This window comes from Chryseobacterium sp. T20, from assembly GCF_047345655.1.
Classification (GTDB): Bacteria; Bacteroidota; Bacteroidia; order Flavobacteriales; family Weeksellaceae; genus Chryseobacterium.
The window spans coordinates 944,746-968,812 of sequence record NZ_JBLFDU010000001.1; the positions used below are offsets into that span (position 1 = coordinate 944,746).

The following is a 24,067-nucleotide window of genomic DNA, read 5'->3' on the forward strand; positions in this document are numbered from 1 at the left end:
TCAATTAAAAAAAATGCTTATATTTAAATTTCTTTATAAATTACGTAAAAAATCATGACGATCAAGAGATTATTCGATATTCCACACTATGCTTTAGAAAAATATCCTAAAACGGATATGTTTGTAACAAAATATCATGGTGAGTGGAAAAAAACTTCTACACAGGAGTTTATTAATGAGGGAAATAAGATATCCAGAGGATTATTGAAACTTGGTATAAAACCAGGTGATAAAATTGCTTTGATTACAACCAACTCCCGTACAGAGTGGGCTATCATGGATTTTGGACTATCTCAGATCGGCGTTGTTTCAGTACCGGTTTATCCAAGTATTTCTCCGGAAGATTATGAATTTATCTTCAATAATGCCGAAATTCAGTATTGTTTTGTTTCTGATAAAGAACTATTGAATAAAGTAATGAAAGTAAAACACAATATTCCGAGCTTGCAGGGAATTTTTACTTTTGATAATATCAGTGGAGCAGCCAACTGGAGAGAAATTCTGGATCTGGGTAAGGATGAATCTACCCAAATTGAAGTAGAAGACCTTTCTAATGCCATCAATACCGAAGATCTTGCAACCATTATTTATACTTCCGGAACAACAGGAAGACCAAAAGGAGTAATGCTGACGCATAATAATATTGTTTCAAACGTATTGGGAGCCATACCAAGAATTCCAAAGAAAAGAAGTCTGGATTATAAGGAAACAAGAGCGTTAAGCTTCCTTCCCATCTGTCATATTTTTGAAAGAATGCTTTTCTATCTTTATCAGTACAACGGTTTTTCTCTTTATTTTGCTGAAAGCATCGAGAAAATGGGTGAAAACGTAAAAGAAGTGAAGCCTCATTATATGACTGTAGTACCAAGACTGGTAGAAAAAGTATATGATAAAATCTATAATACAGGATCTTCAGCCGGAGGTTTAAAATCAAAAATCTTCTTCTGGGCACTGAATCTGATCACCAAAAAGAAAACCATTTCAAAACCGTCCGGACTTCAGGAAATTATTGCTGACAAGCTTGTATTTTCTAAATGGAGAGAAGGTTTAGGTGGTGAAATCGTGACTTTGGTTTCAGGATCTGCAGCATTATCTACAAGACTTAACCTGATGTTCCAGAATGCCGGTATTCCAATTCTCGAAGGCTATGGCTTAACAGAAACCTCACCTGTAATTTCTGTCAACAGCTTTGATAAAATGAGAGTAGGAACCGTAGGAATTCCATTGGATAATTTAAAGGTTAAAATTCAGGAAGACGGTGAAATTACAGTGAAAGGACCCTCCGTATTTAAAGGCTATTTCCAGAATGAAGAAATGACAAAAGAAGCTTTTACAGAGGATGGATTCTTTAAAACCGGGGATATCGGACATATCGACAGTGACGGATTTTTACAGATCACTGACCGTAAGAAAGAAATGTTCAAAACTTCCGGAGGAAAATATATTGCCCCTCAGACTATTGAGAACTTAGCGAAAGCTTCAAAATTCATAGAGCAGATCATGGTTGTAGGTGATGGTGAAAAAATGCCGTGTGCTTTGGTACAGCCTGATTTTGAATTTGCTAAAAACTGGGCTCTGAGAAACAATCTGAACATTGGTGCTACACCTGAAGAGATTGCAAAAAGCCCCGAACTGAAACAAAGAATTGAAAAAGAAATCGAAGGCATCAATGAACACCTTGGAAACTGGGAGAAGATCAAAAAAATTGAACTTACTCCTGAAGTATGGAGTATTGAAAGCGGACTACTTACTCCAACTTTAAAACTGAAAAGAAAGGCCGTAAAAGAGAAATTTATTGCTTTGTACAATAAGATGTATGATCATCAGGAATAAAAAACAGAAACCGCTTCAAAGTGAAGCGGTTTTTTATTTACAGAAAATATTTTCACTCCATTTATTTATAATTTCTTCAGGCTGAAATGACGGGACTCAGAGACACCAGCAGGAGCCTGTGACTGTACTGTACCTGTAGCAGAATCAAAAGACCCTCTATACATCGTTAAATAAATAACATCACCAGCAGCTAAATTTACCAGGCAATGAAATGAAATCGGTGTATTTCCTGCTCCGGCAATAAGCTGTCCTATATTCGCACGGGTACCAGCAATAATGTTGGCTGCAGCGATTCCATTTTTTGTAATACCAAGATTAACTCCGATATAACTACTGATCCCAACAGTGCCCCCTGCTCCGAAATAAGACAAAACATCAAGCTCATAGACACCTGTTTCATTAATAACAAAACGGTTGTTCCCAGCATCCCATGAGGCAGTTGAACCTTGGTTAATCTGTACTTCCCCCGCAGTAAAAGGCAATACCTGCGGAATACCAGAATTAAAATTAGCTGTAGAAGGTAAATTATAAGTAGAGTTTGTTGACATTCCGATAATAGTATTAATAATATTATTCGGGTTTATAACTATTGCTTCCCAAGTGACCACACCGCCTGTATCGCCATTACTGACTAACATAGCAAACCAGCCCTGTCCTAAACCGATGGATGACACAGGCAGCCCTTCCTGATTATCAATCAACTCACTTCCATTAGCTGCTACAGATAAATTAGATGTACCAGTATTTTTAATATAATACACACGTCCTTTGATATGTCCCTGTGCAGGATAAGAAACCGCAGCTGCAGGCAGCGTTACAGTACCCGCTGAGCTTCCGTTATAAGCTACATAATAATCCGTTATACCCATGCTGTAATTCGTAGAAATCAAACGGTATTGGGCTGAAAGACTTCCGTTAATTTCCAATGTGCTTCCAGGAGTGGCTGTATTAATACCGACATTCCCCAACTGCCCTAAAAGGCAATAACTCAAAAGAGATAAAAATCCCATCAATAATTTTTTCATTACATATAATTTTTTTGGGTTCTACATAAATTAATATCAGAATATCCAAATGATATTATTTATAAAAAAAATCATTTTTGATTATGTCAATGAAGCTATATTTAATAGATATTTTACTTTTGTGAGCATCTATAAAACCGGGTTGCTTATTTATCTCCTACTGAAATTTATTTAAAAACAAAATTTAGCAGATATTATTACAACAAATATACAAATAAATACAATACATTATTAATAATATAATAATTTAACCTTTAATTAAAAATATTAACAATAAACATTGAAAATAAATACTATTTTATCTTTTTGATTAAATTTTCAAAACAATATACTATATAACGCAAAAAAAGCTGTTCCATTTCTGAAACAGCTTTCGTATAACTCAAAATCAATAATTAGAATTTAATTACAGATTTCATTCTTTCGTTTTCTTCCATTACCAATTCATCATCAACAAGGATTTTTCCAGAGTGCTCATCAATGATGATTTTCTTTCTCTGAGCAATTTCCATCTGCTTTTGAGGAGGGATAGTGAAGAAAGATCCTTTTGGAGCTCCTCTTTCTAATCCTACTACAGCAAGACCGTTGATAGAGTTGGTTCTGATTCTGTTGTAAGAAGCTAATAATCTCTCGTCAATTTTACCTGCGAATTCTTTAGACTGCTCTAAAAGATATTCTTCTTCTTTTTGCGTTTCAGAGATCAAACCATCCAATTCTTCTTTCTTGAATTTCAAATGGCTTTTCAAATCATCGATCTTAGAGTTCAGTTCGCTTAAAGTTTCGTTTTTGTGAGCAATTTTAGCTCCGAACTCTTTAATTCTTTTTTCAGCAAGCTGAATTTCCAGATCCTGGAATTCCATTTCTTTCCCTAATGCTTCAAACTCTTTATTGTTTCTTACATTATCCTGCTGAGATTTGTATTTCTCAATTAAAGTTTTAGCATGGTTAATCACTTCATGCTTTGTTTTGATCTGATCGTCCTGATCTTTGATATCAGCATGAAATTTTTCAGCTCTTTTTTCAAGACCTTCAATCTCAATCTCAAGATCTTCAACTTCAATTGGCAATTCTCCTCTAGTATTTCGGATTTCATCCAATCTTGAATCAATGATCTGTAAATCGTATAAAGCTCTTAATTTTTCTTCAACTGAAATATCGTTGGTTTTTGCCATATTTAAATGAAATAATTTACTGGGTTTGTTTTTTCAATAGATTTTGAAATTGCAAATGTACTAAATTTTTGTGATAAAATTTCAAATAATTGTTGACTAACAAATTGTTCTGATTCATAATGTCCTATATCACAGATCAGCATTTTAGACTCAGCCAGAAAATAGTCGTGATATTTAAGATCTCCGGTAAGGTAAGCATCACATTTCCTGGCCGCTGCAGATCGTATTCCACTTGCCCCGGATCCTCCCAGAACCCCTACTCTTTTGATTTTTTTATTATTAAAAGAGGAATGTTTTATCACTTCCAAACCAAATTTTTCTTTTACCAATCCAAGGAAATCTTTTTCATCCATTTCTTCTTCAAGATCTCCATACATTCCCAAGCCGGCATGATGATTTTTATTATCCAGATTATAAACCTGATAAGCTACTTCTTCATAAGGATGCGCTGTTTTCATAGCGCCCACAATCTGCCCTTGTTTAAAACCTTCAAAAATCACAGAGATCATATCTTCATCCGCATTTTCGCGAATTCCCTGTTGTCCTGAAAACGGATTTGAACCTTCTACAGGTCTGAATGTTCCGTTACCATTCACTGTAAAACTGCATTCGTCATAAAATCCGATATTTCCAGCTCCGGCTGAGAACATAGCTTCTTTTACTTTTTCTGAATAGTCTTTGGGAACAAAAACCGTTAACTGTTTTAAATTATTTTCCTTCGGCTGAAGAATCTTCATATTCTTTAGTCCCAACTGGCTGCATATCCCGTGATTCACCCCAAAGAAATCATTATCAAATGCGGTGTGGATGGCATAAATAGCTACTTTATTTTCGATAGCCTTTAAAACTGCTCTCTCTACGTAGTTCTTCCCTGTTAAAGATTTTAATCCGGAAAATATAATGGGATGAAAGCACACGATCAGATTGCAGTTCCTCTCAATAGCTTCATCAACCACATTTTCCAGTGCATCATGGCAAACCAGAATTCCTGATACATCACGGTCATAAACCCCACACAGTAATCCTACATTATCAAAATCTTCCGCCTGTCTGATACTTATTTCCTCTTCAATCTTTGCAATTACAGTTTTTAGCTTCATTAATTTTATATTTTACAGTTACAGCGAAGATATTAATTTTACGGGAAAAATTTCCACACCCATAAAAAAACCGGCTTTCATCAACCGGTTTTATTTTGATATTAAAAAAGACTGTTAATCTTTGAAAAGAGATACTCTTGTAAAGGATTCCACAACCACACCACAGTTGATATCAGACTCCATAAAAAGCTGATATCCTCTTCCCGGATCAAGACTCGCAGGGTCTGCAATGGTATAGAAATAAAAGGTAAGAATATTCCCTGTTCCACTGGAACCACTCGGAACCAGCTGGATAGAGTTAATTTCAAAACCGGAATCGGGATTTTTTAAGGTAGCCTTTATTGATCCTGAAGAGTTGGACCCCGGAGTGATGGTAGCAATTGCTCTCCAAACGTGAACCTGCCCGTTAATTTCATTTTCTCTCCATTTACCGGTAGCTGCAATATAGATATTGCTGGTAACTCCCGGAAAGGGAACTGTGGTTTCCGGCCAGCTTGTGGTAGGGCTTGCAGCAAAGACCAACGGAGTGTTATAAAGCACCTGTTGTCTAGGGCCATAACCGCTACCTGCTGCACTTAAACTGAATGAGGGTTTTACATTTGCGTTTCCAGAATTTACTTTAACGACACCGTCGTTACCAGCCTGAGAAGATGTGGGAACAAAAAGCTGTCTCCAGAGGGTACCGTCCCAATACTGGAAATTATTCGTTGTCGTATTAAAAATAAGGGTTCCTGCAGTAAGGTTAGGGTTTACCACACCTGCAGGAGGTACTGTGGAAACGTCGTTATCTGCCAGGTTAGTATCCCGGTCAGTATCTGTAAGACGAGGAATAAGAATTCCTTTTTGGTTGGAAACTATATCCAGTACTGAAGCCCCATTCGGTGCTGAAGTATTAATCCCAACCTGAGCGTTAACAAAACTGTTTATAAAAAACAGAATAAACAAGGTTAAAATTTTTCTCATGATATAAAGCTTTTGTAGAATAAAATTACAAACTTGGATAAAAAAAATGTTAAAAATTTAATTTTTATATGTCATATTTTATTCGTATTTTACTAAATATAACATATTGAAAATCATATAATTAATTCAATATAATTCACTTTTTAATGATAGATTTTTCTTTAACATTTGCAAGATTCTTTTAACAATCATATATTTACCGTATACATTATAGAAATTATTAACTTCGCTGTGAAATAACCTTATATAAATGGAAAGAGAACATAATCTGATTCCTGAGGATACTCTATGGAAAAGATTCCTTTACCGGATAATTTATCGCTCCGATACGAAGCTTGGAAAACTGTTCGACATCATATTATTGTCATTGATTCTTGCCAGTACTGCTATTATTATGATGGAAAGTGTACCAAAGCTTGATAAAAGATTCCATTATACCTTTCTGATTCTCGAATGGATCATCTCTATTTTTTTTACAGCAGAATATTCTATGCGTATTGCGGTGGTAAAAAATAAACGGAATTATATATTCAGTTTTTTCGGAATTATAGATTTCCTGGCTCTTGTTCCTTTTTTTCTAAGCTTTATTTTCCCTGTTACTAAATATTTTCTGATTTTCAGAATGCTGAGAATGCTGAGAGTGTTCAGAATTTTCAACTTGCTGGATTTTATGAATGACGGGTATTTTATTGTAAGGGCTTTAAAAAATAGCTCAAGGAAAATTTACATCTTTCTCCTCTTTCTGATTATTTTCTCAGTTATTGTAGGATCCCTTATGTTTATGGTAGAAGGCGGAAGAGAAGGTTTTGAAACAATACCTCAATCCATCTACTGGGCAGTTGTTACGGTAACTACTGTAGGTTACGGGGATGTATCCCCCATAACGCCTTTAGGAAAGTTCTTTGCAGTTATTCTCATGCTGGCAGGTTATTCCATTATTGCAGTTCCTACGGGTATAGTAACGGCCGAAATGAGAAACAAAAGACAGAACCTGGAAATGGTATGCGACCGCTGTGGTAATGATGATATTGATGATGATGCAAGGTATTGTAAGAAATGTGGCAAGAAATTAGCTTAATATTTGGTATAAGTAAAATTTATTCACCAAATACCACAAAATCATGGAACCAAAAAAGAAAAACAGACCCAATAGCTTAGTGATTATTCTTTTTGCACTGATTGTGCTGATGATCATCATCTACTTTATATTAGCAATGTTCTTCCCTACCGTATTTGACCTTATGAATAAAGGAGAAATACAGCCTGTACCCAATAAATGATGAGTGATGGATAATGGGTAATATGTGATGGAAAATATTCGATAATCAATAATAGCCACAGAATAAAATAAAAAAGATGAGTGAAATATTTTGCTCATCTTTTTTCATCAATATTTTTCAAATCAAATTCTATTCAATCTCCATAAAAAAAGACGGATCATCAATGACCCGCCTCCCTTTTTTTATTTAAATGATGAATTATTTTTTAATAGCTTTAATAGTCTGCTTGGATCCGTCTTTCATTTCAAGTGTTATTAAATACACTCCTTGCATCAGATCTCTTAAATGGATTGTAGATTCAGGGTTGGTAATAGTTTTCACCAATCTTCCTGTAGCATCTGTCACCGTTACATTTTTTACATTTTTCACATCAGAGATATTCAATACATCCGTAAATGGATTAGGGTAAAGCTGGATATTATTTTTCGCTTTAGCAACTTCAGCTGTTGCCAGGTTCGCATTATTAATACTGATATCGTCAATATACAGATTATACTGGTCTGGATCTGAATAAGCATTAAATCCAAAGAAATACACTCCTGTTGCAGGCACAGTAAACGTTATAGATTCTGTATGAGCCATTTCATCATTGATTGAAGGATAATCTGCGATAGAACCTGTCATAGCAGCTGCAGCTGGTGAAGTTCCATATGCTACCTTCAATTTTTCAACATAGGTTGATGAGTTGTTACCATATTTATAACTGATGGTATACTGCACTCCTGCTGTCAAATTCAACCCTTGTGTAAAGAACCATGCATTACCAGAATTGGAAGAATTATACTGGTATTTCAACACATTGGTAGTGAATCCCTGGCTATCGGAAGGAGGATCCATTGTTTCCCAATCATTTCCTGTTCCCACATTAACATTATTTGTGCAACCAGGCAGATCCGGAACAGTAACGTTTTCAAAATCTATTGTGTAAGGAATATTCGTACTTGAACATAATGTTGTAAAGGTAGCAGAATCACTCCATATACTTTTACTTGTTGCGCTACATGAAGATCTTACCCATACGTAATAAGGAGTGGAAGCAGCTAAACCTGGAATATTATAAGTGGTTGCTGTAACTCCTGTAAAGTTAGGTGTACTTGTTGCTGTAGGTGCCGTATTGGTGGTACTGTAATAAATATCATAACCGTTAGCCGGAACCGGAGTGGCTGCTGCCCAGGAAACTGTAGCTCCTGCAGCGGTAATATTAGAAACAGCTAATGCATTAGGTTCACTACAAGCTGGCGCTACATCAACATTAATATCATCAACATATAATTTATTCATATTAGCATCGGAATACGCCTGGAATCCAAAATAATACACTCCCGTAGTTGTAGGCGTGAAGTTCGCAAAAGCACTTGTTGCGGTGCTGATAACAATATCCGAGTGGTCTGCTAATGTATTGGTCATTCCTGCACTGGTAGCTGAAGTTCCATAGGCAACTTTCAGTTTTTCAGCATATACAGTTCCTTCCGCATTGGCATATTTATATTTAATTCTGTAGGTCACTCCTGCAGTAAGATTAATTCCGTTAGTAAAAAACCAGGTATTCGCATTCTCTGCATAGTCGTACGAATACTGAAGAACATTTCCTGTAAAGCCCTGAGCATCCAGATCACCTGTTTCCCACATATTCCCTGCCCCATCATTCACTACCGAGGTACAAGTTGGCATATCTGGTGGAGTTATACTTTCAAAATCCAATGCATAAGGCACTCCCACAGCAACACACGAGGTCATAAATGTGGCCATCTGAGACCATGCACTCTTATTTGAAGAACTGCATACAGAACGTACCCATACATGGTAAGTAGTAGCTGGTGCAAGAGAAGGTATATTTGTAGTCAATCCGTTGATAGACCCGGAAACTACTGTCGCAGCAGTAGGATATGTACTGGAAGTTGAGTAATAATATTCATAACCACTACCTGGAGCGGAAGTCGGAGCTGTCCATCCTACCTGAGCTGAATTGGCAGTAATAGCAGATACTGTTAAAGCAGATGGCGCAAAACAAGTCGGAACCGCTCCAATTACTACTGTATAATCATGAGCTTCTCCATATCCGTCTGTATTACAAGGAATAGGATCTCCGGAGAATCTATCCCCCACTCTCATTCTGTAAGTACCTGGAGTTACAGTTGAAGGAATTGTAATAAGCCCTGCACTAATATTATTCCCTCCTACAAGCGTACTGCTTGCAGAAGCCACAAGCTCCGGAGCTGCATCATCAAAAGTTCCATCGTTATTGAAATCTATCCAGATACGAACATTCTGATCACTGTAATCATGTTTAACGCTAAAATCATAACTTAAACCTGCACTGAGATTGATCGTCATAGAAGTATAATCTCCATAGGCATTAGTAGAACAACCTGTATTAGAATGATCAAATCCGGCACCCGGAATTGCAAAAGTATCTATCATATCCCCACCACTACAGCCACTAGCAAACGCAGGCGTACAATAAGTCTGCGCGGAGGATAAAAAGCCAGTCATCAATAAACCAACGAGTAAAAAGTTTTTCATATAAATCAGTATTAGTTAATCAAATCTAGTGAAAATCAGCAATAAAAAAAATATTTTTTTCATCATATGACAACAAATACAAATTTTCTTTCAACAAAAGATAATTACCTTTATAAACAAAAGAGACTGCTCCAATTGAACAGTCTCTTATTTCTATTTTTAAAATAAATTATTTATTTCTTAATTGCTTTAACGGTTTGTTTAGATCCGTCTTTCATATTCAAAACAACTAAATATAATCCTTCTTTCAGATCTCTCAACTGAAGTTCAGAGGAAGGTTTTTCGATGGTTTTAATTAACCTTCCGGAAGAATCCAGAATAGAAACTGATTTTACTTTATCTGCTTTTGCAATATTCAGTACGTTTGTAAATGGATTGGGGTATATTTCTATAGTTTCTGTATTTTGGGAAGCCTCAGAAGTACCAAGACTGGTTACTTTTTCTATAGAAATTGTGAAAACACCTTCTACTATATCAAAATAGTAATCCCGATCTCCAATATTTATATAATATACAGTTCCCGCAATAGTTGGCAAATCCATTATAACCGTATTTGAACCAGTAAAATTCATTCTTTTTACACACGTCAGGTTTCCACAACTTCCTTTATATGCACCAATAGCAAAACTAAATCTACTATTTAAAGGTCTTGAAACTGTAATCTTATGCAGAAAACCATCACCTACGAAGGTAAACCATGTTCCGTCATTCATCCCAGAATTGCAAGAGTTTATAAATCCGTTATTATTGGTAGTATGCTCAGCATCAATCTGGGTATAAGTATATGGGAAATTTGAAACCGGCAAAGCACCAGTACAATCATCATTAACAGGAGGCAGTAATGTTCCCACACATATATTGAATTTAACAGCAATACCAACACCTGTACTATACACCCTTATATAATAGGTTTCACCCACAATCAACCCTGAAACGTTATTAATATAACTAGAACTATTAACGCTTCCACCACATTTTACACTTGTTAAATCACTACAGCTACCTTTGAAAATCTCAAATCGTATATCTTGCTGTACACTAGTCACACCAACATCCAGAATATTTTTAAAACTAATTCTGTGACTGGTTCCTGTTGCTACAAACTTAAACCATACGTCATTCTGAACCCCAATTCCAGCACACGAAACTGCAGGTAACATCGTTGAAACAGTTGCTCCCAAAGTACTTCCTTCAAGTCCCCCGACACAGCTTAAATCCGGATTAACAGTCAAAGAAACAGCGTTTAAACATTCATCATTTACTGGAAGCGGTGTCAAATCTTTTGCAATACATAAATCAAAATTAAAACCTGAAGCCGGTATCCCCTGCATAACAAAAACCTTCAGATAATAATTTTCTCCAGCCGTAAGGCCATCAACAAGTCCCGAAGTTCCTCCCACACCTTTACATACAAAGTTACCACAACTTCCTCCAAACACCTGAAATGCCAATCCTGCTAAATTATTTGGTAACCCCACAGGAATTATGTTTTTTATTTTAATTATATGTTTAACATCAGTAGCTGTAAATTTATACCAAACATCATATCTTGGTAAAGAATCACAAATCGACACTGGGGAAAATGTTGATGACATAGTAGTTCCTGAAACAACATTTATACAATCAGACCCAGTATTCACAGGCACATTGACAGCATTAACACATTCATCATTAGATGGGATGGCCGGCAATGTTCCTACACATATATCAAATTTATGAGCTGAATAGCCTGACCCACTAAACACTTTTATATAATAAGTTTCTCCTACAGTAAGGTTGTTAACAACAGAAAGATCGCATGATGCACTTGTCATATAACCACAATTAGAACCAGAGCATAATACACTTGTCAAATTACCACAATCACCTTTTAGAACCTGAAAATAAACATACCCGCCCCCTAATGGCACAGAGGTGACATTTTTGAGATTAACTGTATGAGTAACAGAAGTAGCAGTAAACTTATACCATACGTCACCAGTACTTGTACCACAAGCTGATGATGAGGGAGAGGATACCGTTGACATCACAGTAGTTCCAGAAGTAAAGGCAGCACAATTCAGATCTGGATTTACAGTAAGACTTATAGCATTTATACACTCATCATTGGAGGGTATAGCTGGCTGTGTTGTAAATTTCTGATTAACACAACCCGAGGACTCTCCTGCCGGCCCCACTGCTGTTACTTTAAGATAATAAACTGTACTTGCCAAAAATGGAGATGATGGAGTAAAGCTTGTTGTCGTTACCGACTGTTGATTAACAATATCTGTTCCCCCCAGGGTTGTTCCGACAGAAACTTTGTAGCTTGTAGTTCCCTGTACAGCAGCCCATGTAAAAGTAGGCAGAACCGGTACAGACGAAGCATTGTTTGCAGGGTAACTGATTACCGGACAATCCGGTAAAGGATTGGGAACTAACCCCATAAGACTGACCACAGGTTTATAAGGTAAAAAATGACCAATTGGAGGATTGGAAGGGTCAGGATTAACAGTATTACTTTCAGTATAAAGAGCCTGCTCCATCGTATTATACACAAAAAACGGATTATTTGAATTAGAATTAAATCCATTTTCATCTACTACAACAACCAAATTTCTTACATTATCATATGAGAAAGGGGTCGCAAAAGTCACCTCTACAACTCCATTTACATTAGTAACCGTACCTGAATACACTTGCGTCATTTCTCCAACAGGAATCCAACCTGTCTGATAATCTAGAGAAGTTTTTGTGGTATGCCCCAAATAAACCACCCAGTTTGATAAATAAGCAGGGCTTGCAGAAGATGTTAAATAAAATTTAAGCCCGGTAATATTTCCTGCAGCATCCGCGTTAATTTCTTGTTTTGTATAAATCTGTTGAGAATAAGAGTAGACAAAGCCACTATTAACAGGAGCATTACCTGTATCTGTACTTCCCGCACCTAATTTAATTTGAGCACTTAGTACAATACTTAACATCAGTAAGCATAAAAATAAGATTTTCTTCATGTATAAGTTTTTGGTTATTAATACATCCCCGAATTTACAATAATTTGAAACACCTTTATTTAAAGTTTAAAAAAAAGAAATAACTATAGATCCACGGAGAGCCACACCACAAATAACAATAAAAAAACGACAGCCAAATAGCTGTCGTTTGATAGGATATGATCAATCAATTTTATCTTTTAATCGCCTTAACCGTTTGTTTAGATCCGTCTTTCATATTCAATACTACTAAATACATTCCTTGTTTCAGATCTCTTAATTGAAGTTCAGAAGAAGGATTATCAATGGTTTTCATTAATCTTCCTGAAACATCAACAATTGAAACAGATTTTACTTTAGAAGCATCTGAGATATTCAGAACATCTACAAATGGATTAGGATAAGCTTTAATCTCATTATTTTTCTTTTCAACCTCAGCGGTTGCAAGACCCGAACAGCCTTGTGTTACTGAAATACTATAGTTACCCACTCTGGTTGCAGTATATCCTGTGAGCAAGATATAATACGTAGTACCAGCAACTCCTGTAAAGGTTAATGTCGGAGCATTATAAAGAGAAACTGTACATCCGGCATCAGCATATCCCACACCAGAACTATTACTGAAGCAAGTAAGTGAACCACAAGTCCCTGTGTATACTCTTAGATATGCATCATACTGGGTACCACAAGCATCAATAGTAATAGGTCCATTTTCAGTAGCTTTTACTGTATACCAAACTCCTTTATAAGATGCAGTAGAACCTGTACTACCACATGATGAAGCAGGAAGCGTTTCATCACCAGCCAGTGCATTTACACCCTGAACTGTTCCGTTACAAGCTATAGCAGTTGCTGTATCACATGTATCATTAGCAACAGGTGAAGGAGTAGTCACAGCAATCTGGAAATTAGATGTTGTAGTTGCCGTACTTGTAGAAGAATATACTCTTACATAATAAGTTTGACCTACAGCAAGATTTTGTAACAATATGTTGGAATTTCCATAAGCACCATCAAAACAAGTCATCGCTGTTAAAGCCCCACATGCTCCAGAATATATCTGTGTACTTGTTGCATTATCAGTATATAAAACATGTACAAGATGCGTAGCAGCGGTTGCAGTAAACGAATACCAAACATCATCATTGATTCCAGATGCACTACATGTAGGTGCCGTAACTCCTGAACTCTGAGTAGCACTTACAGTAGAACCATTCACAGCGTTTAGGAAAGCATCAGTACTGCTCACAGAAAGAGCTGTAGCGTTTGCGCAGTCGTCATTTGCCGGAGGTGGCGGAGGCGTACCAATACAAATATTGAAGCTATTAGCATACAGCGTAGTACCATTCGTATTAGAATTATAAACTCTCACATAATAAGTCTGACCTGCAGTAAGACCAGTAAGTGGGGTATTTACAGAAGTACCACATTTAATACTTGTCAAAGTACCGCAAGCACCACTGAACACCTGAGTATACAAACTCGTTGAAGAAGAAGTTCCAACCGCAGTAACATTTGAAAGCATTACCACATGATCCGGACCTGTAGCAGTAAATTTATACCAAACATCATCATCAGCTGTTCCAGTACATGGACTTACTGCCAACCCTGAGTTAGTAGCACTTAAAGTTGTTTCCGATACAGGCGTAGCGCATGATAAGGTAGAGCTTACTGATAAGGAAACAGCAGCTGAACACTCATCATTAGCAGGAGCTGCAGGAAGCGTTCCCATACAGATGTCAAAAGAATTTGCATAAAAACTCGCTCCTGAATTAGCATCATACGTATACACTCTTACATAATAAGTCTGACCTGCTGTAAGACCTGTTAAGTTTGTAAAGTTTGTATTTGAGCTGATACATGTAGTACTTACCAAAGCTCCACAAGCACCACTGAATACCTGAGCATACAAAGATGTCGTAGAAGCAGTTCCAACAGAAACTACATTCTTCAACTGGAAAGTATGACCAGTTCCTGTAGCTGTAAATTTATACCAAACATCATCATCAGCCGTTCCTGAACAAGATCCAAGAGCAACCCCTGAACTTGTTCCTCCTAATGTTGTTCCTGATGTTATACTTGTACAACTCATATCAGGATTGATGGTAATGGCCACTGCATTAGCACAGTCATCATTTGCCGGCGGTGGTGGCGGTGTACTTACACAAATAGTAAAACTCGCATTAGCCGTCACTGTAGTAGAGTAAGTATAAACTCTTACATAATAAGTCTGACCCGCTGTAAGACCGGTAACAATATTTGTTTCAGCATCAGAACACAGCAGACTCGTCAAAGTACCACAACTTCCTGACAATACCTGAAAATACATATCAGTAGTTCCTGTTGTAGTTCCAGTAGAAGCTATATTAGATATTGCTATTACATGACTTGCTGCCGTTGCAGTAAACTTATACCATACATCATCATTCGGGCCTCCGAAACAAGTACCTGCAGCCATAGATTCTGTAGCCCCCAAAGTATTACCAGGAGTTGTAGCAGTACAAGTCAAAGAAGGATTCACTGTTACATCCACAGCTCCTGAACAATTATCATTTGCCGGCGGTACTACAGTAGTCGTGAAATTTCTTTCAGTACAACCTGTTGATACTACACCACCGTTATAAGCTGTAACAGTATAATAATATTGAGTTGTCGGATTCAGTTGCTGCGCAGGAGTAAGGGTATAAGTAGTAACATTTCCCATATCAAAATTACTCAAAACATTGGAAGCACCAGCAGACGTTCCGATACTTAATCTATATCCTAATGCTCCGCTTACAGCAGACCAAGAGAAAGTAGGCAATACAGGTATACCTACCTGAGCACCTGTAGGCGCACTCACAGACGGACATCCCAATGTAGCCATTGTGGTAAAAGATCTTTCTGCACATCCTGTAGAAGTACCCGCGGAATTTACAGCATATACTGTATAGTAATATTGAGTATTGAAACTCAAAGAACTGGTTAAAGTATAAGAATTAGTAATCCCTACATCCTGCATATTCATAATATTTGTTCCTCCAGGCGTGGTTCCTATGCTAATCTTATATGATGAAGCATAATTGGAAGCCGTCCAGGTAATCGTAGGCATTACAGAAACATTAGTTGCTGCAGCTGCAGGTGCAGAAACCGCAGGACAAGCTGGAGCTGCTGCCGGAGTAAGTCCCAACAGACCCGTAACTGATTTTGTTGTTGTTCTTGATCCTGTTGGAGGTGATGCCGGATCTGGGTTCACTGTATCACTTCTATTATACAGTGTTGAATTAGAAGGTCCGGTATAGGTGTAGAATTTGTTTGTGGTTGCTGTATAATCAGCAGTATTCTCATCTATAGCAAACACAAGGTTATCTGTATTGTTATAAGCAAAAGGAGTCGTAAAATTAACAATCACTTCTCCTCCTGAAGCACTTACAGTACCTGCAAAAACCTGTGTCATACCAGACACAGGAATCCAATCCGATGTACTGGAAAAGGAAGTTTTGGTAGTATGAGCTACATACACTACCCAATCTACAGATTTTGAAATATCAGCATTGTTTGGAAGATAAAATTTCATCCCGGTAATAGTACCGGCAGCACTCGCATTAATTTCACTTTTAGTAAAAATCTGCTGGGTGTAATTATATCCGTAGTTGACATCCACCGGGACGTATCCGCCCTGGGACGTCCCACTGCCCAGTGTTACCTGGGCATTCATAATAGAAGCTATTAAAAATAGACTTAATAGTAGTAATTTCTTCATAAATAGTAATAATATAAGTTAGGGCGGTAAATGTATAAATATTAATTTAAAATTTAAACGAAATATTCAAAAATATCATAAAATATTAAACAAAAACACTTAAAAACAGCGTTAAAACACAATAAAACTAAACATTTATTTAAATTTAACTATTATTTCGCAATATATTGAAAAACAATAATTAACTAAAAATCAAACACTTAAATACTATACAACCAAAATAGACTTCAGAAAATTTTTCTATTTAACATAAAAAACTATTTAAAATTTTTCATCAATATTCTCAAATAGCAAACAAAAAAAGAGCGACCTAAGCCACTCTTTTTTTATTATAAGGTATTTTCTAGTTTAAATAAAACTCATATTTATTAAGAAGTTGAATTTCCTTAATCAGATCTCCATTAAGATCCACCGAATGCTTCATAGACTGCACTTCAATATGAGAGTCATCTTCGAGGTTTTTAATAAAGAATTTCAATTTTTGATTTCCTTTGTTTCTGTCGAGAACTGTTCTGAAAAAGTCAAGATCCTCAGGTCTTACATCCATTACATCCATTACTAAAGATATACTTTTTGCAAACCGTTCAAATGCTTCCTGAAGTTCGATTACATCATTTACATTCACGAAGACTCTTCCGTCTTTTACCTGTGCAAATTTTATTTTAAAAATAACAAACCTCTGAACTTCCAGTTTCTCCTTCAACCTCATATAATCCCTGTCTCCCAACCTGAATGAATAGGATCCTGAATAATCTTCCAGGGTAACAAAAGCTACTTTCTCGCCACTCCTGAAACCATCCTGAACTCTATACTCAGTAATAAGACCTGCTACCGTATATTCTTTTCCACCACCGCCATTTTCTCTTTCTTTCTGAAGCGTTTTCCAGTCTTTCTTTTTCTCTTCAAACAACTCTTCCTGTTTATTAGAAAAAGCCTGTTCTTTATAAGCATCTACCTCATCCAGATTCAGGAATAAGAAATTTCCTTTAGGCTCGGCTTTTTTAGTTACCTCTTCCACTACTTCCTCTTCACCTGCCACTACATCATCTGAGACAATTTCCGTAAGATCTACAGCATCATCCTGAGCATCCTGCTCCAATACTGACGCTTCATCCGTAACGACTTTATCTTCCTCATTTTTTTCAAGAACAGATTTTTTAGAAAGCTGCCCCTGCATAAACTGGAACTGATATTTAAATTCATCCAGCGGATGTGCAGAAAGATAGAACCCAATGATCTCCTTTTCTTTATTAAGCTTATGCATATTTGGCCATTCCGGACAAGGTGCTAATTTCGGCTGCTCAATCTGAACTTCTTCCGCAAAATCTGCAAATAAAGAATGCTCCATCTCGTTTTTACTTTCCTGGAAGCTCTGTCCGTATCTGATCAACCTTTCAAGGTTGGTCTTTCCAGCCATGTCAATATCAAAATACTGTCCTCTGTGGAAAGAATCAAGTTCATCAAAAGCTCCGGCAAGCACCAAACTTTCCGCTACCCTCTTATTCATCTGGGAAGGCATTATTCTTTCGAAGAAATCGTAAATATTTTTAAATCTTCCGTTTTCTCTTTCCCTTGTAATTCCTTCACTTGGTCCTTCACCAATTCCTTTGATTGCTCCCAACCCGAAACGGATCTGCCCTTTTTCGTTTACGGAGAACTTGTATTGAGATTCATTTACATCCGGTCCTAATACATCAACACCCATACTTTTACAATCTTCCATGAACATGGTAATTGAATCCGTATTGTTAATGTTATTACTCATTACACTCGCCATATATTCTGCCGGATAATTCGCTTTTAAATAAGCAGTCTGATAAGCAATAAACGCATAACAGGTTGAGTGAGACTTGTTAAAAGCATATTCTGCAAAGGCTTTCCAGTCATTCCAGATTTTCTCCAACCTCTCCTCATTCAGATTGTTTTTTCTACCTCCTTCAATGAATTTCGGATACATTTTATTAAGAACATCGATCTGCTTTTTACCCATCGCTTTTCTCAAAGTATCGGCTTCACCTTTGGTAAAGTTGGCCAGTTTTTGAGATAAAAGCATTACCTGCTCCTGATAAACGGTAATCCCGTATGTTTCCTTTAAATATTCTTCTGTTTCCGGTAAATCGTAGACAATTTCTTCAATTCCATGCTTTCTGTTGATGAAGTTTGGAATGTATTTAATAGGACCTGGACGGTATAATGCGTTCATAGCAATAAGATCGGCAAAAACTGTCGGCTTAAGCTCTCTCATATATTTTTGCATCCCGGGACTTTCATACTGGAAAATCCCAACCGTTCTTCCTTCTTTAAATAGCTGATAGGTTTTGGTATCATCAAGCGGAATAAGATCCGGATCAATATCTATATCATATCTTGCTTTTACCAGCTTCAATGCATCTTTAATAATGGTCAGAGTTCTCAACCCCAGGAAGTCCATCTTCAAAAGTCCTGCACTTTCCGCAACGGAGTTATCAAACTGCGACACCAAAATATCAGCATCTTTCGCTGCAATGGTCACCGGAACCAGGTTACTCACATCTTCCGGTGTAATAATTACTCCACAGGCGTGAATTCCGGTATTTCTGATACAGCCTTCCATCTTTTTGGCACTTGCCAAAACTCCATGTCGGGCATCATCAGGACTGTCAAGAACATATCTCATTTCATCAACGAGCATCTGTTCTTCCGGTTTTAATTTATCATATTTTGCTAAAGCTTTCGCTATGTTCATCCCCGGACTTGGAGGAATCAACTTGGCAATATTGTTCGTATCAGGAATTGGAACATCCAGAACCCTTCCGGCATCTTTAATGGCAGATTTTCCACCCAACACCGAATACGTAATAATCTGTGCTACCTGAGTTTTTCCATATTTTTCAACTACCCATTTGATAATTTTATCTCGCCCTTCATCATCAAAGTCGATATCAATATCGGGCATGGAAACCCTTTCCGGATTCAGGAATCTCTCAAAAAGGAGATCGTATTTAATCGGGTCTACATTGGTAATTCCAATACAATAAGCAACAGCAGATCCGGCAGCAGAACCCCTTCCAGGACCAACCCAAACCCCCATATTACGGGCTTCGTTACAGAAATCCTGTACAATAAGGAAGTACCCCGGATAACCGGTATTGGCAATGACTTCAAGCTCGAAATCCAGACGTTCTTTAATTTCATCTGTAATACCTGTATCTTCATATCTTCTTTTTGCCCCTTCATAGGTAAGATAGGTAAGATAAGCCATCTCCCCTCTTTTCCCTCCGTCTACCTCATCTTCCGCATGAATAAATTCTTCAGGAATATCAAATTTTGGAAGGAGAACATCCCTTTTTAAAGTATATGGTTTAAATTTTGCCGTAAATTCTTCATAAGCATCAAAAGCATCAGGATACGCTAAAAAGGCTTCTTTAATTTCATCAGAATTTTTAATAAAATATTCACCTGTTGCCAACCCTCTTCTTTTACCGAATCCTTTTCCAATAGGCGTTGTCAGCTTTTCACCATCTTTGATACAGCTTACAATATCCTGAATATTAGAATCATCTTTATTGGTATAAAAAGTCTCGTTCTGAGCAAGAATTTTAACATCATATTTATCAGCCAGATATAAAAGAACCTCATTCAAGTGCTCTTCTTCAGGCAGTTTATGATTCTGAATCTGAACATAAAAATCATCTTCAAAGGTGTCTTTCCACCATTTGAAAAGCTCTTCCCCTTTCTGTTCACCGGTATTTAAAATCGCATCGGGAATATCTCCCATAATTCCGGAAGTCAAGGCAATGACTCCTTCTTTATATTGAGCGATCAATTCTCGACTCACCCTTGGAACTCCAAAATAGAACCCTTTCAGGAAACCGATACTGGAAAGCTTTGCCAGGTTTTTATACCCATTAAAATCTTTCGCCAAAAGCACGACCTGTGTTCTCCTATCCGGATCATCTTTGGTAAACTGCTTCTGTTCATAACGTTCTGAAATATAAAATTCGCAGCCTACAACTGGTATAAGCGGTTCGGAAACAGGTTCAGCTTCATTAAACTCAGTTCCGTTTTCTTCTGCTTCCTGTTTTTTGACTAAATATTCTTTATGTTTCTTTGCTCTGTCACCATTAGCTCCTTCCACCGCTGAAACAAACTTGAAAGCCCCCATCATATTTCCGAGATCCACCATTCCGACAGCCGGGAAGTTTTCATCAGAAGCTTTTTTAATCAAATCATTGATGCTAGAAGTAGCGGTAAGTGTTGAGAAAACACTGTGATTATCAAAATTGAAATATTTACCTAAATCAATTTCATCAATACTTCCGAAATCCTGCTGCTTTTTCTTATTATGAAAATCAGCAACCTGCCTTCTGATAACAATATTGAAGGGCTTAATCGGATCCGGATAAAGGCTTCTGAAATAAGCAAGCTGATCTTCTGAAATCTTTAATGTCTCAGCGGGTACTACTCCAATTCTTACCATTTCAAAGAAAGCTCTGGCAGTAGCATTTACATCGGCAGCAGCATTATGGGCTTCATCAAATTTGTTCCCATAAAGTTTTTCATAAAGTTCTTCAAGTTTCGGAGGTTTGAATCTACCTCCACGTCCTCCGCCAAGCTGACAGAACTCAGTTCCCAAAATCATGGTATCTGCTTTGGGCTTTTCCTGAAGGTTATCCTTCATATTTTTTCTGTAAAATTCTGCTCCTACAATGTTATAGTCGAATTCTACATTATGTCCGGACACAACCCTTACTCTTTCAAGGACTTTAGAAAACTCTTCAAGAATCTCCTGCAGGTCCCGTCCTTCTTCATTGGCAATCTTTGTTGTAATTCCGTGAATACGTGCTGCGTTGAAGGGAATATCGTACCCTTCAGGTTTTATGATATAATCCTGGTTTTCAATCAAGTTTCCATCATCATCGTGTACTTGCCATGCAATCTGAACCATTCTTGGCCAGTTATCCGAGTCTGAAAGCGGAGCGTTGAAATTTTTTGGTAAACCGGTTGTTTCTGTGTCAAAAATTAAATACATATAATGTTCTAACTTTTTTATAAAAAGAGAATGTAAAGTTACTTCATTTTTTCCAATTATTAGTTTATGATAAAACACAAAAACTCATAATATTCAGAATAGCTAAACGACTTTATTTTATAAAAAAATCAACCAATTCAAACAATGTTGAAATAAAACATTAAAATACAATTAAAAAAATTAGAATTATTCACTAAAAGCTATTAATTACTAAATATTTACCATATATTTGATGAATTACAATTTTAATATTTCAACAACTAAAATGAAGAAACATCTACTTCTCATCAGCACATTAGCAATAGCTTTAGTAAGTGCACAAAACAATGATGGCTTAAAGAGAGAATTTGAAAGACAAAACAAAGAGAATAATGAAAAGTTTGACTCTTATGTTTCTAGAAGATTTGGTAGTGATAGAAATCCTGAAACTCAAAAAATAATTCAGGAAATGAGAGAAAATCTGGCCGGGTTTAGTGGAAATGTTCCCAACTTTTACCAGTCAGAAGATCAAACTCAAATTTTAAATAACAACGTTGATGCCTTAACAACTGCCGGAGGTGTCAATGGACTAGCCGGATCATTTAAAGGCGAAGGAATTGTATATGCAATTTTTGATGGAGGAAGAATTTATGAAGCTCATACCGCTTTTAATAACGCGGCAGGTAGAATTTCCAACAAAGAAGCAGCCACTAATGCTTATAGTGCCCATTCAACAGGGGTAGCAAGTATTATCGGTGCTAAATCTTCACCATTGTCAGCCACAAGTAATGGAGTCGTAGTCACAGGAAATGCAATGGGAATCGCATTAAATTCAACAATGGATTCCTACAGATTTGCAACTACAACACTACCGGGTAACTCAACTACAAGTACTGTATTTGATAAAATCTTGCTGGCCCAGCCTAAAATATCCAATCACTCTTATGGTATAAATGCTGCCTGGGATTATAAAACTACAGCAAACGGATATCCTGCTAACGCATGGTATTGGGGAGGAAATTATATTTCCGGAACTAATTACGATTTAATGGGAACCTATTATACAAACGACAGATCTTATGATGCTATCGTTTATAATAATCCAACTTATACTATCGTGAAATCTGCCGGAAATTATTTCGGATTTGGACCAGGATATTCAGGTAGCACTACAACAGCTTATTATTATAATGGTTCGGGATATTCTACCTATACAACAGGTACAGAACCACCTGCTAACTGTGCACAAGGTTATGACTGTATAGGTTATGGCTCATTGGCTAAAAACATTATTGTAGTTGGAGCAACAGATCCTATCACAACAAACAATAATAGATATAGTGCAGCTACAGATGTTTTAAAGTCTGATTATAGTAGTGCGGGTCCTAGAGATGATGGTGGTATTAAACCAGATATTTCTGCTCCGGGAACCGATGTCTGGATGGCATCTACTGCAGAAAACACCACAGGAAGTATAACCTGGCAAGTGAATAGTGGAACCTCAATGGCTGCTCCTCAGGTAGCCGGAATTATTGGACTTTGGATGCAGATCTACAAATCTTTATTCAACAACACAGAGCTTATTGCTTCCGCTTCAAAAACTTTAATGGTCCATTCAGCTCTTGAAGCTGGAGAGATAGGCCCAGATCCATGGTACGGATGGGGATACATTAATGCAAAAAAAGGAGCTGAACTGCTTGTAGGAAAATCTAATAATACCATCATATTTAATAATGAAACATTAAATAATGGTGCCGTTAATACTAAAACAGTTAAAGCATCCGGAACTGAACCGTTAAAAGTAACCATATCCTGGATTGATCCGGAGTACACCAACATTACGAATCAGTGGGATAATCTATACAACAACAGAACTTCAAGATTAATTAATGATTTAGATGTAAAGATTATCAATACAACAAACAATACAACTTATCTTCCATGGAAACTGGATGCCAATAACCCAATGTTGCCTGCAACAAAAGGAGACAATGCAGTGGACAATGTTGAGCAGGTAGTTATTGACACTCCAACACCAGGAGCTGTTTATAGAATTGAAATTTCCCATAAAGGAACATTAAAAAATAACGCTTCTCCGAGTGTTACTTCTCCTCAAAACTACTCTGTTATCGTAACAGGATTTACCGAAGTATTGGGAACTAAAGAAACCGGATTCGCAATGGATGCTTTAACCGTAGCTCCAACTGTTGTAAAAGACTTTACCAATATATTAAAAGCACCTAAAAAGTCTACTTTTAATGTTTATGATCTTTCAGGTAAAAAATTACAGACAGGTATCATTAACAATGATAAAGAAGCAGTAGATTTATCCGCTTACACAAAAGGAATTTACATCATTGAAATAAAAACAGACAAAGATGTTATTTCTAAAAAAGTGATCAAGGAATAACCTATATCAACAAAGATTTTACACAAAATACTAACAGTTGTTAGTATTTTGTTTTTT

The 24,067-nt window shown here is 36.8% G+C and carries 12 protein-coding genes; 4 read left to right on the top strand and 8 right to left on the bottom strand.

Annotated elements, in window-relative coordinates:
- Positions 1 to 54: 54 nt before the first annotated feature.
- Positions 55 to 1,833 carry an AMP-dependent synthetase/ligase gene (locus tag ACMA47_RS04225; RefSeq protein WP_413928798.1) on the top strand — a complete coding sequence of 593 codons (1,779 nt, stop codon included), beginning with the start codon at positions 55 to 57 and terminating at the stop codon, positions 1,831 to 1,833.
- A gap of 65 nt (positions 1,834 to 1,898) precedes the next feature.
- Here the strand turns inward: ACMA47_RS04225 and ACMA47_RS04230 are convergent, their stop codons facing one another.
- The 4 genes from ACMA47_RS04230 to ACMA47_RS04245 form a co-directional block, all read right to left on the bottom strand.
- Positions 1,899 to 2,858: a hypothetical protein gene (locus tag ACMA47_RS04230; RefSeq protein WP_413928799.1), complete on the bottom strand. Its 960-nt coding sequence runs from the start codon at positions 2,856 to 2,858 to the stop codon at positions 1,899 to 1,901.
- 395 nt (positions 2,859 to 3,253) lie between these two features.
- A complete protein-coding gene (locus tag ACMA47_RS04235) occupies positions 3,254 to 4,030 on the bottom strand; it encodes a zinc ribbon domain-containing protein (protein ID WP_034695298.1) in 777 nt (258 codons plus the stop codon).
- Between the two features lie 2 nt (positions 4,031 to 4,032).
- Positions 4,033 to 5,130 (bottom strand): Nif3-like dinuclear metal center hexameric protein, encoded by a 1,098-nt coding sequence (locus ACMA47_RS04240; RefSeq protein WP_413928800.1) that lies wholly within the window; start codon positions 5,128 to 5,130, stop codon positions 4,033 to 4,035.
- 114 nt (positions 5,131 to 5,244) lie between these two features.
- The gene (locus tag ACMA47_RS04245; protein ID WP_413928801.1) at positions 5,245 to 6,093 is read right to left on the bottom strand and encodes a hypothetical protein; all 849 of its coding nucleotides are present in this window, start codon (positions 6,091 to 6,093) and stop codon (positions 5,245 to 5,247) included.
- A 250-nt stretch (positions 6,094 to 6,343) separates the two neighbouring features.
- Here ACMA47_RS04245 and ACMA47_RS04250 point away from each other — a divergent pair, with 250 nt between their 5' ends.
- The gene (locus tag ACMA47_RS04250; protein ID WP_413928802.1) at positions 6,344 to 7,171 is read left to right on the top strand and encodes an ion transporter; all 828 of its coding nucleotides are present in this window, start codon (positions 6,344 to 6,346) and stop codon (positions 7,169 to 7,171) included.
- Positions 7,172 to 7,214: 43 nt separating this feature from the next.
- Positions 7,215 to 7,373 carry a hypothetical protein gene (locus ACMA47_RS04255; RefSeq protein WP_156106430.1) on the top strand — a complete coding sequence of 53 codons (159 nt, stop codon included), beginning with the start codon at positions 7,215 to 7,217 and terminating at the stop codon, positions 7,371 to 7,373.
- A 198-nt stretch (positions 7,374 to 7,571) separates the two neighbouring features.
- Here ACMA47_RS04255 and ACMA47_RS04260 read toward each other — a convergent pair whose 3' ends face one another.
- From ACMA47_RS04260 to dnaE, 4 genes are all read right to left on the bottom strand, one after another.
- Positions 7,572 to 9,896, bottom strand: coding sequence for a GEVED domain-containing protein (locus ACMA47_RS04260; RefSeq protein WP_413928803.1), 2,325 nt, complete (start codon positions 9,894 to 9,896; stop codon positions 7,572 to 7,574).
- 173 nt (positions 9,897 to 10,069) lie between these two features.
- Entirely contained in the window at positions 10,070 to 12,889 is a 2,820-nt protein-coding gene (locus ACMA47_RS04265) for a T9SS type A sorting domain-containing protein (protein WP_413928804.1), read from the bottom strand.
- A gap of 172 nt (positions 12,890 to 13,061) precedes the next feature.
- Complete coding sequence (locus tag ACMA47_RS04270) at positions 13,062 to 16,610, bottom strand: T9SS type A sorting domain-containing protein (protein WP_413928805.1); 3,549 nt, start codon at positions 16,608 to 16,610, stop codon at positions 13,062 to 13,064.
- A 343-nt stretch (positions 16,611 to 16,953) separates the two neighbouring features.
- On the bottom strand, positions 16,954 to 21,621 hold the full coding sequence (dnaE, locus tag ACMA47_RS04275) for a DNA polymerase III subunit alpha (protein ID WP_413928806.1): 4,668 nt from the start codon (positions 21,619 to 21,621) through the stop codon (positions 16,954 to 16,956).
- 265 nt (positions 21,622 to 21,886) lie between these two features.
- Here dnaE and ACMA47_RS04280 point away from each other — a divergent pair, with 265 nt between their 5' ends.
- A complete protein-coding gene (locus ACMA47_RS04280) occupies positions 21,887 to 24,010 on the top strand; it encodes a S8 family peptidase (RefSeq protein ID WP_413928807.1) in 2,124 nt (707 codons plus the stop codon).
- Positions 24,011 to 24,067: the final 57 nt, after the last annotated feature.